We start from the raw sequence: 12,299 nt of genomic DNA, 5'->3' as shown, positions 1-12,299 counted from the left end.
TCGCCAGTCCCTTTGTCGAGGGCGATCGGCTGTACCGGACCGGCGACCTCGGGCGTTATCTGCCGGACGGCAATCTGGAGTTCCTGGGCCGCAACGACGACCAGGTCAAGATCCGCGGCTACCGCATCGAGCCGGGCGAGATCGTAGCAAAGCTTTGCGAGCACGCCTTTGTGCGCGAGGCGGTGGTGGTGGCGCGCCAGAGCCGCGCCGGCGACAAGCATCTGATCGCCTATGTGGTCTGCGCGCCCGAGGCCGGTGAGGGCGAGGGCGATGGAGGCGGGCTTGCGGGCGCCTTGCGTGCGCACTTGAGTGCGCGGCTGCCGGACTACATGGTGCCGGCTGCGTTCGTGCCGATCGCGGCGCTGCCGCTGACGCCAAATGGCAAGCTCGATCGGAACGCACTGCCGGCGCCGGCCGATCAGGCCTATGCGCTGGCGGCCTATGAGGCGCCGCAGGGCGCGGTCGAGACGGCGCTGGCGCGGATCTGGGCCGAGCTCCTTGGTGTCGAGCGCATCGGGCGCCACGACCACTTCTTCGAACTGGGCGGCCACTCGCTCTTGGCCGTGCAGATGCTCAGTCGAGCATTAGAACTTGGGCTGAGCTTTAGCGCCGCCGACCTCTTCCAAGCCCCTGTTCTGAAGGAATTTGCATCAAAAATTCATGTGGAGCCACAGCCCAGTAGCCGAGGGGTAATTTCCGTTCGATCAACCGGATCGCAGCCACCGCTCTTCTTTGTCCCCACAGGTTTTGGAGATTGTTCCTATGTCCTCGCTCTGGTGGAGGAAATGGATGTAGATTGCCCCGTCTACGCTCTGCCTTGGCCGCCCTTCAATGACGTTTGCTCACCAACCCTTGAAGCGATGGCCGCAGAGGTAATCCTTGCGATTAAAGAGATCCAGCCACGGGGCCCATATCGCTTTGCTGGATACTCATCAGGTGCAGTCCTGGCTTATGCAATTGCCGAGCAATTACTGCGCATCGATGAAGTTGTATCATTCATGGCGTTCATCGATGTTAGTTCACCTGCAGATACTTCAAACGCATCACATATCAATTTGGCTCGAGAATTTGTTCTGGAGCGTTGTGGAATCTTGCGCGATGAATGCGGCGAGGTTTTCGAAGGATACACGGAGCAATGTTCGATTTCTGAGTTGCTCGAAAAGGCCCAGCAAATAGGAGCGTTACCTCCAGATCACGATCTCCACAGCGATGTTTCGATGTATCAAAGGGCCGCGAGATTTCACCAGGCGCTACAATCGTACCGAGTTCCGTCGCTCCCGATTGAGATACATCAGTTTTATGCCAGTGAGCTTCTTGTCAGCCCTGGGCTATCACCTGACGAACAACTGCATCGCAAGGCAAACTCGCCAAACAAGGGTTGGGACTTGGTTTTGGATGCCGGGGCCATTCATGCGGTACCGATGCCAGGCAACCACGCGACAATGGTCAACAATCCAGAAAACCGGCAAGTTCTGGCTCGGGCCATTTCAAGGGCGCTCATCGGGACTGTTAAATAGGCAAGAACTTTGTCTGGAAAAACTTGGGTTCGAAGGTCAGTCTCGAGCCCCAAATACTCCACAAGTCGGAAAGCGCCCGGTGGGTCAGACTTCGGTCTCTGCAAAACTCCTGAGACTCTAACTGATCCCGGTCAAATTCAGGCGCAGGTCAGAAGCGGTCGACGTGTGGGCGACCGTCGTCCCTCTGATCGACACTAAAATGTTCGAAAGGCTAGTGGGACCAAATAATGGAGATTGTTACAATTGATCAACAGAACATCATGGTCGGCATCCGTCCGATAGAACGCTGCGACGAATCCACCCTGTACGCTTCCGAAGTTATGTCTATGGGACGCGCCGTTGCCAAAGTCCGCCGCGAAAGCGCTGCCGCAAGAGTAGCTGCCCGAACACTTCTTGGGCAATTGGGATTCCCACCGAGGGCAATCTTGAAGACGCGCTCTGGTGTTCCGATCTGGCCAGCCGGCGTGATCGGATCTTTGGCGCACCACGATACGGTAGCCGCCGCCGCTATTGCAGGAACGAAAAGCATTGCAGCTCTCGGCGTCGACATTGAGCCTAATGAACCTCTGCCGGAGAACCTGATCGAATTGATTGCCACTCCTCATGAGCAGCGAATGTACGATCTACACACGCTCAAGCGGCGGGATCTCTTCGTTTTGAAAGAGGCAGTATATAAGGCGTGTTTTCCAATGGATCGCCAGTTTCTTGACTTCCAGGACGTGGAAATTGACATCTTTGCGCGATCAGGACACGTGTCCAAGGCAAATCGCACGTTTTTGCTCGAGTTACTTATTTCTAAGAATGTAATCGGGGTGGCATATTCGCGGCCGAATGAAGTGGGCGAGCCTCTCCAAGATCAGCAGTCAGCCCCTAAAGCAATCGATACCCTAGCTCGTTCGCGCGTTCCTTGATCCGGTCGGAGGGGTAACCGTGCGGCTGATGGAGTGCAAGGTAACGCAGGCGGCTAGCCCTGGCTCCACTGCGTAGCCCTTCGCTCCGGCTTATCTTGGAGGTGCTGCTGGCCGTCGGGCAAAGTGCATCCCGCCCACGATGTCCGCACAACAAAAGCCGCCCGTCGCCCGTCCAGCACTTGAGACGTTGCTTTCTTTCCCTTAACGGGCGCTTTTCTGCTCGCTCGTGCATTGCTGGTAACCTGCGACCTGGCGAGAAGCGCCTTGAAGCGCAAAATCCCGAGCGTCGCTTTGAATTTGGTCATAACTCTGTTGCGACGCGCATATAGATTCGGGCAGCCTCATCAGTCAGGCACAGGTTCTGATCAAGTCAGGGCAAGAAATTGCCGGCGCAAGCACTGTCTTCTCGATGAATTTGCGGTTCACAAGGTGTTCTTGCGGAACGCAACGACGATTGCCTCTTCCGCAATCGAGCGGACGGTCTTGCACCCCATCGGTGCATCGTGCTCGAGGCCGCCTTTACGCTGCTTGGTGATGGTCTTCTGATCGGGATCGTATTGGCTAGTCTTTAATTCTTTTGAACGAGCTTTCGGTCGCTGTATCGCCGCTCGTGGCGTGCGTGGCCTGCGCCGCCATAGAGTGGTTGGCCCATAGGTCCTCCCGCATGACGGATTAGAACAGCTGAATCTCCACGCTCTGGGATCAGACGTCGTCCGCCCCGTTCTCCCTCTCTTCGAGGCATCTGAGAGCCCGTTGGTATTCGAACTCGCACCACGCCAGCTCAAATGGTTCCATCAGTATCTCCATCCACGTCTCGGCGAAGGCTGCCATTCCGACGAAAAATAGAATTCGCGACCTCCTGATTAGCTATCAGTTGACGAGGCCGGCGAAGACGAATGAGATGTCGCTGTGGCCAGCCGCACATGCAGCTAAGAGGATCGTGATCCGCGGCTCAATCGAACCTTGGTAAGGATTGGGCACATCAAGGGGGGCACGTAGCGATACGAAAGTTTATTGCGATCGTTCGCCTGGCTCGCACACTTCATGCAACGGCTGCTCGAGCAGCAAAATAGTCCGATGGCTTCTGAAGCTCGTTCCATGGTTGGCTTATCGCCTTCGCCTCCCATATTGAGGTTGCGGCGACATAACACCACCTTGAAACCTCAAGGCGAGGTCGTTAGGAGCGGGTCAGTATGTCAAGCGCATTGGTAGGGATTGCTTCAACCTTCGCGACCGCTGCGCTATGGAAGTAGAATGAGAACCAGAGCTGCAAATGAACGCTACTGTCCCGATCGTCGAGCCCAAGTCGTTGTTGTTCACAAAACCATAAACAAAGCTGCAATGTTAGCGATGCTGCCCGACGATGATGATTTAACAGGACGATGCCCCACAGATCTTGTCTGTGAATAGCAAGCGCGAACCCAGCTACGAAGTATCACAGATGTTTGTAGAAGAAGGTCGCCGAGCGATATGTTCCGTCAGGGGCGAGCACACACCCGGGTATGATACCCACCCGCTGCCATCCCTCGCTGGCGTAAAGCCGCTCGGCAGCAGAACCTGTGGTAGTGCTGAGCGTCAACAACGTCTTTCCCTCCTTTCGTGCTAACTCGCTGACAGCCGAGAGCAGCCGGCGCCCGATGCCGCGACGGCGTGCACTTCTTTCAACTAGGACTTTGACGACCCGAGCGCTATGCAATTGATTCTCAGACGCGGCAGGTACCATCTGGATTGTGCCAACAATCTGACCTGCGCCATCTTCCGCAGCTAATAACGCGCATCCATTGCAAACGACCGCGTCCGCGACGCTACGCCAATACACCAGCGCACGTCGTCGAGTTAGCGGTGGCAGAAAGCTGACCGAGTCGCCGTTGGCGACGCAGTCAATGAGGATGTCGGCGAGACGCTCCAAACGCTTATCCACTTCGTCGGCGCCGATGCGCCGTACCTGAATATCGTCCGTCATCTGATTTCGGACAGAGCGAGCCGATCGCCGCCGGCTAGGTCGGACGGTAGGTTAATTGCCAACGCCACGGCAATAGCGAGTTTCGATCAGAGCGACATGCTCTTGAATGCAATAGGTGGTCACGTGCCGTGTCGTCCAGCCCGACCGAAGCCGTGCAAATGACTATGGAAGACCACTCCGCCTAGGCTGCAATGCTCAGCTGCCCGCTCGAAGCGCCTAGAGCGAAAGGCGCGCTCCGCATCACGAACCAAATTTAGCGCAGAGCTCCGCAGCACGAAACGAATTTAACGCGGAGATGAGGTTCTTGTCGCGCGGGAACAGCCTTCTCGCGGACCTGACCCGCGAGTCGTGGTCCAGTCCAGATATTGTCTGGCCCTCTAGAATAAGCGCCTCGGAGAATCTGCGAAGAGCAGGGCGATGCTGGTCAAGGGCGGTCTCGCTGCGCCTATTGGCACGAGTCATCATTTCAATGAAACTCTCGTCGTCCTCTAAGGGGCCCTGGGCGGAATCGACGCGAGCAGCCGGCTCGCAGCAAACGCGAAGATTAATCAACGGCGCCTTCGTCATTCGGTTATTAGAATCGTTGACGTGAGCGATAGGATTGATGATTGCGCAGATCGAACGCTTGACGTCGAAAGCGGAGAACATGCCCGCGATCGATGAAGTTCGGTGGTATACGGCTTTAATGTGCCCCTTTTAATGATTCCGAGCCGCAGCATTATAGTCGCGTCATCAATTCGGCGCCGGTTTTCTTCAGACTGATGAGGAAGGTACCGGTGCTGGCTGGGAGCGCCGTCGCCAAGAACGGCTCAAACGTCTTTGCCTCGCCGATCCCTCTTGCTGCTCTTCCGAGGTGGCATGCTGCACCTGCGACCAAACTGTTACATTTGATGGATCACAATTGTGCGGGTCCACGCAGCCTACGTCCAAGCTCACCTGAGCAGACATCCTACCAGAGCAAGCTTTCGAAAAGCTGACGAAGCCGCAGTGTAGCTGCTGGCGCTCGGACGAGACGACATTGGCTCCGATCTATTCCGTCACGCCGGCGTCATCAGCCTCCCGTCGGGCATGGTGTCGGTGCGTCCTGCATCGTCGCGCGACCATTGAGGCCTTCCTCATCGATCCACTGCTGTACGGCGATATGGGCGATGGCTTCCTTTTACAGGTCGCGTTTCTTGGGGTCGGCGCTGTAGTCGTGCTTGAGTGCGCGTTCTATATCGATCGGGTGAGTGTCGTGCCCCTCGATCAGGTTGCTCGTCGAACGTACGAGCCTAGCCAGGGAGATCAGAACACCCCTGGATAGGCTGTGCTGAAAGCGGCCGACTTTGCCTCCAGTTCGACCGAGAGGTCGGCGAGCTGGGTTCGGCGTCCCGAGCTTTCGGAGACGAGCATCGGTTCCATCAGGCCGGTGCTTTCGCCTCGGTCTGGGACCGCTGATTTTTGCCGGTTCCTTGTCCTTTGTGAGTGCTCATTTTTGTAGCGAGAGCAGCGATTTAGCTCTCGTTTCGTCCTATTTCTGGCCGGATAAATGCCCGCTGGGAGTGAATTCACATTTTTCGCAAATAATGCGGCGAATAGCGTGGCAATCGGCAGCTTATGGAGCCTTCCGCCTGCAGTTGCTCTCCAACGCTGCGGCTTCGGCGATTCAGCGCTCTGCTTCCGTCGCCTTCATGAAGATGCGGCATCGGCAGGAAGCGCTCGGCGCGTCACCATTGCACGCGGCATAAATTCGCTAACTGGAATGCGCTCGGAGACCACGACTTCAAATCCCGAGTCACCAAAGTGCCAGCCCATTAGAGAAGTCGAGTCCGGGTGAAGCAAACTCGTACTTTTCCGGTATTATGGCCCAAACGCCACGAGGGTTATGAGGACGAGCATGGCAGTACTGAAAGCCGCAATGCCAAGGCAAATGCGTGCCGGGACCGAATGGGATTCGAAACGTGGCAGTTCAGGCATTGCGCACTCCACTTGCTTTACTTGGGCGAGGCGGGAGCGCGGTGACTGACAGCGATCTCGTCACTGATAGATGCCGAAAGGCCGTCCGGCGATAGAGGCAAACCTGCACTCTATCCCGTGCGAGGACCAGCAATATGTTTCGTCTCGATCACGGAACGATCTGAAAACGCCTCAAGGCGCTAAGGTGTCCTCTAGCACCACTTGCTCAAGCTCTAGCGCTGCAACGCACGCAAGAAAGAAGATGGCAGTAAACGATCCCCGTTTGAGTTTCATGGTGATCCCGGCCTCGGTCTCATCCTTCAGACCGTGCTTTTTCAGCCGCTTGGCCAAGTCCGCATAGGTCACGTCGGCCTTCTTCATTTCCGCTTTGAGGAAGGCACTGGTTCGTTGCCCCCATTCCTCTTCCGCCTTGGGTAGGACCATGGCATCTCCTATCGATTCCGTGAGCTAACAAATATGATAGACCGGCCTTGACTTCGGGTCATATCCGTTAGCCATCATATTCGATAGGATGCGGCAATGCGCGGCAGACCGACGAAAGACCCTCGCACCCGACCGGCCATCAATACCCTTGAACGGCTCCATATGGAGCTAGGCAGATACCGGACTCAGCACGACGCCCTGAGTGAGCAGATGCGGCACGTTGAGGCCGTCATCAAGATGCTGGACCCCATGTACAACCGGGGGCGGATCGCGGTGAAGCGGCGGAAGCCCAATCAGTGGTTCAAGCGCGTCACCCTCTACAGGCGGGCGCTGGACGTGCTCAGGACGGCCACGGAGCCGATGACCACCACGGAGCTGGCGAAGGCGGTTCTACCATGCCGTCGAGGACGCGACCGGGGATGACGTGCAGGTATCGCCCTTGCGGTGCAGCACAGCCTCGACAACCCCGAGGGGAAAGGCGTGGAGCGGGTTGGCGAGGCCAGCCCGGCCGCGCCTCGTTGCGAGAGCCGCGATCCGGTTTACCTGATCGCCGTTGGACGCCCTTCAGTTGTCTTCACGCCATGAGGACTCCTGCGCGTATCGGAGCAAGTACGCGCCTGCAACATAATGGTGGATACCAATCTCAGCACGACGCAGACGGCTGAAATACTCCTCAGCCCGATTGATGCATGCGCCGTTCAAGGAGTAGGCTCTTGATGGTTGATTCGTTTCATTTCAAAACGTTCGTGTAATCGTCCCAAGAAGCGGCTTCGTCGGCATGAACGACAGTCCCCTTCGCAATGCGGGCCCGGATGAAAGCGGCGGCTTGGCTCTCAGAGCCAAACACTGTTGGCACAGAATTGCCACCGCGCTCACGGACGGCGACGACCTTCCATTTCCCATTCTGATTGCGGGCATATCGGCGGTCGCGGCGATATTCTTTCTGGCTTGCTGGTTTTACATAACCTCCAAAATAGCCGCCATCTACTTCAACCGTTTTGCCCTCGCCACCGATGACGCGCCCCTTCAATTCCTCAGCCATTGCTTCGCACAGCTTGTGTAGGAGGACGAATGCGGACTTGTATGACCCTCGCCTTTCTCGGTAGACTGCGGTGTTCGCCCTTCTCGGATTCTTCTGATGTGCCCTCAGAAGTCCATTGCGCCGGGACCCGCAGGGTCGGTTTGGCCGGCTCCATTCTTCTTCTGGGGCGTTTCGGCGACCATGGCCTCTGTCGTGATTAAGAGCCCGGCGATCGAAGCTGCGTCCTGCAGCGCCGACCTTACGACCTTGGTCGGGTCGATGATGCCTTTCGCGAACAGATTGCCGTATTCTGACGTCTGCGCATCGAAACCCCAGGCATAGTCCTTCGTCTGGAGCACCTTTCCGACCACGATCGATCCATCTTCTCCCGCATTCTCCGCGATCTGCCGCGCTGGCCAGGTGAGCGCCCGCTTGACGCTTTCCAGGCCGTGTCGCTGATCGTCGTTTGCGGGCTTGAGTTTCGCAAGCGCCGCTGTGGCCCGCAGCAGCGCCACTCCGCCGCCAGGAAGGATACCTTCTTCGACAGCGGCGCGCGTCGCATGCATGGCGTCGTCGACACGGTCTTTCCGCTCCTTGACCTCGACTTCGGTCGCACCCCCGACCCGGATGACGGCAACGTCGCCGGAAAGCTTCGCCAGCCGTTCCTGCAGCTTTTCCCGATCATAGTCCGAAGTGGTCTCTTCGATTTCGGTTCTGATCTGTTTAATGCGCGCGTCGATCTCCGCCTTCTTGCCAGCGCCGCTGACGATGGTCGTGCTGTCCTTGTCGATGGCGACCTTCTTGGCACGTCCCAGCATGGGGAGCGTGACATTTTCCAGCTTCGTTCCAAGTTCCTCGGATATGAAATTGCCGCCAGTAAGGATCGCGATGTCCTGCAACATGGCTTTGCCGCTCTTGATTGCGCTTGGCTGGTGGCGGAGCCGTCGCCCGCGTCGAATTGATTTCTGTCGCGTGCATGAAGGAGGTTCGTCATGAACGGCAAGCATCAAAGCAGTCATATCGGCAGTCGCACTTGCGGCATTTGTGTTGCCGGCCTCGCTGCTCAGCCCACAAAGGTCGATTTTTCCCGAAGGAACGGGGGGCGGAGAGCCAAAATCGCTCGTCCCTGTGGTGGGCGTCTGGCGCATCGAGAGCGATGCCGGAAAGAAGGTACTCGCCGTCACGAAGGCAAGGACCTCGTCTATTTGGACAAGGTCGGCACCGGCTTGAATCGCACGACGCAAGCAAGATTCGCGAGGCGCTGGACAGCGTCATTAGTCAAAGGAGCGAATTGAGTAAGCCACTCAGAAAGTAAAGGCGACATGGCTTGAGACCATCCGAAGACTTGCTGCGTGGGAGCTCGTTCAAGGAATTATCTCGCAGATAAACTTAGGTTGTCGCCGCAAGTCTCGCCGCCAATTATGCTGCTCAAAAATGTGGAGAGCAACGACGCTCCCGCTTCAGACAAGGAGCGCGCTATGACTAAAAATCGAAATCGAACGAAGCAAACAACTTCACTCCAAGACCGCTTGGCTGCGTTTGCCAGTGATCTGGCTCGAAGAGCGGCCACCATGCCGGTAGGTGTTGAGCGGGACAGTCTGCTCAAGCGAGCCCGCACAGCGGAGATTGCCGCAGACATTGACGATTGGGTCTCCTCGGCGGGGCTTCAACCGCCGACCCCATAGGACTTGGAGCGTCTCCTCCTCCAAGTTCTCGAGGGGCCCCCGTATCCGGCGGGGGCCCTTCTACGTTCAGGAACGAAGGCATGTGGCGCGGCATTTAGGAAGCATGAGTGAGACTGTCCCTGTCCTGATTGAAAACGCGGTCCAGATAGCCTGGGAATTCCTTGAGCGCAGTGGTGAGATCAACGACGGCTACGAGACGAGCCAATTCCTCGTGGGGACAATAGGCAAAATGGTTCTCGCCGGTGAACGGCGCAAGCTCATGCTCGCCAACCGAGCGATTGACGCCTACCGGAAAAGCAGACCTGAGGTCGCATGATGGAGCCAATGAGCACGTTCGACCCTGAAGTACCCTGTCGCGTGCACGATGGTCTCAACGATGAGTTTATCGAGTGAGAGCCGCAATGGGCGCCGTTGTATCATGACTATGGCGTCAAGCAGGAGGAGGGGGGCGTCGCCTGGGACGGGCTTCTCTTGGATGGGTGGATCCCGACCTCTCACCAGCATCAAAGCGGTCACTCACTGAGTGGGCTCGAAATCTCAATCTGATGGAGACGGCCGTCAAGGCAGGCGTCGATCTCTGTCGGCTCGCGCGTCACGACTTTGCCGGAAAATCTGACGGTCGGCGGAAGGCTCTCCCTGAGCGACACGGCAATCACCACGCTGCCTGGTAATCTCAAGCTCGGCGGAGACCTGTAAGTTCCTGGCACCTCGATAACCGCAATCACCGCATCCGCGCAAATTGGCGGCAGGGTTTGCGGGCTTAAACCCGGTTAGCGGATGCAAAGGATGCCTCCCGGCATCCTCTGTCGTTCGGTCTTGCGCCATCGAGCGAATCCACCCGCCAGCACTGCCGGCGAGATCAACAGCTTCATCGACGCCGCCTCTGGCCTTGGTCTAGGCATTGGCAACGGGCGTAGCCCAACAATCTAAAAGGCCCCACTGCTCGTGCGGGGCCTTTGTGTCTGTGGTGTCAGGAGGTATGAAACAGGCAGCCGGTGGCAGTCAGGCAACGTAATCCTAAGGACGGCACAGCTGGCGTCTTTCATCAAGCACTCGTTGATCAGTGCGGAGACGACTACTGTCGGATTCTCTCGCATTAGCTTAACCCCGTGTCATGCCAAACCGGGTGCAGGCCATCCTATGTGATCACATTCCCACTTCAGCGCGGTCAATCTCGGTCCTACCCCTTCCGGTTGCTCTCTGGACTCGCTTGATTTGGATCCGCGCAAAAGCGGCCATAGCAAACATTCTCGCTTTTGTAGCGGGCCATCGTGCGAACCAATCTCGAGGCCGCTGCTTCCTTCCAGTCCTCTTCAATGGCATCCGGACTGCCCAATGACCTCAGTGTTAGGTCCACCAACTCGATAGCGCGCTCCTTGTTGCCGATTGCGTGATAGTACTCAGCGACAGCTTCATACGATCTGACTTTCAAACCGCCACTGGTGGGAGGGTTGAGCTTGAGGATACGTTCCGACAAGTCCTTCCCCATAGCGAGGCGCTCGGCCGAGGGAAGGTCGGAATTATCCTTCGATTGACCGAAGAGTTCGTCGATTGCGAACATCATCCAAAGTTCTGAATTTTGGTCCACCGCATCACGAACCAGTCGCCGCATGACCTCAGGCCCTTTAACGTCATGCATTTTATGAAGCAGAAGATCCGCCTGTTGTGCGCGCAAGAAGATGTCGTCAGGCTCCGCAGCAAGAGCCTGCTTGATTATGGAAAGCGCAGCAGTCCAATTTTCGGCTTTTTCAGCTGATCTGAGCTCGCGTAGCATCGCGAATTTGTGCTCAAATCGGTCATTTCGAACGATCCGCTCCGCTTCTGCGGCCTTGGCTTCATCGCTGTCTCGCCATTTGCCTTCGAGAATCTTCGGCAACAGAGTATCTAGGCGTCGCGGATGATCGATAAGGGCAATTCGTCCGTCACGGTCTATCACGAAGGACGTAGGTATCGCACGAGAGCTACTTGGCTTCATCCAGAGTTTGTCGTTCATTTCACCAGTATAGTTGAAGGCGATCCTGTAATTCAGATTGGGGGCTTTGGTGTTCAACCAGCCGTCAAACCTAGCTTTTGCCACATCAACGGTTGAGCCAGGTTCTCCCGTCGATACCCCGATAACCTCAACGCCGCGATCTCGGTACTCATTTTGTATTTGCACCAAATGCGACATCTCCTTGCCACATGGGCCGCACCGGCTTGAGAAGAATTCGACGACGTAGACTTTGCCGTTCTCAAAATTCGTTAGCGGCTGGTCCGCGCACCCAACTCTCAACGGCGAGCGGGGGAGCCGGGTCCCCGATTGTAAGCGCTTGCGCCAGAACTGCCAAAGCTTGTACGACTCCGTACACCATAGTTTTTTTCCCTTAGACGAGACAGCCAGATTATCCACGTCAACGGACGACAACACCAACTACGGACACACAGCACATTCGCTTCGTTGTCGTCGGGGGTTGCGTCAGCAAAGACTATGCCAGCACGGCCTGTATGATCAGGCGTGGAAATGGCAGGCGTTTGTTTTGAAATTGCTTCGCGCGCATCTTCCGAGATCAGATGCTAATGTTTGAAGCCATCTAAACGAAGCAATTGCGCAGTCGATCACCCTCAACTTCCGCGGCTGCGGCATTCCGTCCAGTGAATAATCTTTAACTCTCAAATTCAGAAATGCTGTTCTAGGACGAAGCGAGATCGCGGGTCGCGATCTTGTCCAAGGCGTGCCGCGGACTGTGAATGATCAAAGCTGAAGGGGACTAGTCTAGATGCCGTAATGGGCCCGGCTCCGAGCAAGGGGTGATGATGGTGGCTGTCCCCCGATAGATGACGAAA

The 12,299-nt window shown here is 56.8% G+C and carries 10 protein-coding genes; 4 read left to right on the top strand and 6 right to left on the bottom strand.

From position 1 onward, the window contains the following. Positions 1-1,517 (top strand): thioesterase domain-containing protein (locus J6525_RS40620; protein ID WP_225648879.1); only part of this gene is annotated, 1,517 nt, incomplete at its 5' end. Between the two features lie 227 nt (positions 1,518-1,744). After that, a complete protein-coding gene (locus J6525_RS40615; protein ID WP_225648877.1) occupies positions 1,745-2,428 on the top strand; it encodes a 4'-phosphopantetheinyl transferase family protein in 684 nt (227 codons plus the stop codon). Positions 2,429-3,863: 1,435 nt separating this feature from the next. Here the strand turns inward: J6525_RS40615 and J6525_RS40610 are convergent. Next, positions 3,864-4,391, bottom strand: coding sequence for a GNAT family N-acetyltransferase (locus tag J6525_RS40610; RefSeq protein WP_225648875.1), 528 nt, complete (start codon positions 4,389-4,391; stop codon positions 3,864-3,866). A gap of 2,127 nt (positions 4,392-6,518) precedes the next feature. Next, positions 6,519-6,770, bottom strand: coding sequence for a DUF6471 domain-containing protein (locus J6525_RS40605; RefSeq protein ID WP_225648873.1), 252 nt, complete (start codon positions 6,768-6,770; stop codon positions 6,519-6,521). Positions 6,771-6,980: 210 nt separating this feature from the next. On the opposite strand from J6525_RS40605, the gene J6525_RS40600 reads away from it, so the two are divergent. Continuing rightward, positions 6,981-7,193, top strand: coding sequence for a hypothetical protein (locus tag J6525_RS40600; RefSeq protein WP_199805391.1), 213 nt, complete (start codon positions 6,981-6,983; stop codon positions 7,191-7,193). Between the two features lie 141 nt (positions 7,194-7,334). On the opposite strand, the gene J6525_RS47720 is transcribed toward J6525_RS40600, so the two are convergent. The 3 genes from J6525_RS47720 to groEL form a co-directional block, all read right to left on the bottom strand. Continuing rightward, the gene (locus J6525_RS47720; protein WP_376708632.1) at positions 7,335-7,472 is read right to left on the bottom strand and encodes a transposase; all 138 of its coding nucleotides are present in this window, start codon (positions 7,470-7,472) and stop codon (positions 7,335-7,337) included. 28 nt (positions 7,473-7,500) lie between these two features. Beyond that, positions 7,501-7,812 (bottom strand): transposase, encoded by a 312-nt coding sequence (locus J6525_RS40595; RefSeq protein ID WP_283848680.1) that lies wholly within the window; start codon positions 7,810-7,812, stop codon positions 7,501-7,503. Positions 7,813-7,916: 104 nt separating this feature from the next. After that, positions 7,917-8,798, bottom strand: a complete 882-nt coding sequence (gene groEL / locus J6525_RS40590) for a chaperonin GroEL (RefSeq protein ID WP_225648885.1) — start codon at positions 8,796-8,798, stop codon at positions 7,917-7,919. Between the two features lie 781 nt (positions 8,799-9,579). On the opposite strand from groEL, the gene J6525_RS40585 reads away from it, so the two are divergent. Next, complete coding sequence (locus tag J6525_RS40585) at positions 9,580-9,792, top strand: hypothetical protein (RefSeq protein WP_225648872.1); 213 nt, start codon at positions 9,580-9,582, stop codon at positions 9,790-9,792. 864 nt (positions 9,793-10,656) lie between these two features. Here the strand turns inward: J6525_RS40585 and J6525_RS40580 are convergent. Next, entirely contained in the window at positions 10,657-11,865 is a 1,209-nt protein-coding gene (locus tag J6525_RS40580; protein ID WP_225648871.1) for a TlpA disulfide reductase family protein, read from the bottom strand. Between the last annotated feature and the right edge of the window lie 434 nt (positions 11,866-12,299).

Origin of the sequence: Bradyrhizobium australafricanum, assembly GCF_020329495.1 — a bacterium.
Lineage (GTDB): Bacteria > Pseudomonadota > Alphaproteobacteria > Rhizobiales > Xanthobacteraceae > Bradyrhizobium > Bradyrhizobium australafricanum.
This window is presented reverse-complemented; position numbering and strand designations above follow the sequence as displayed.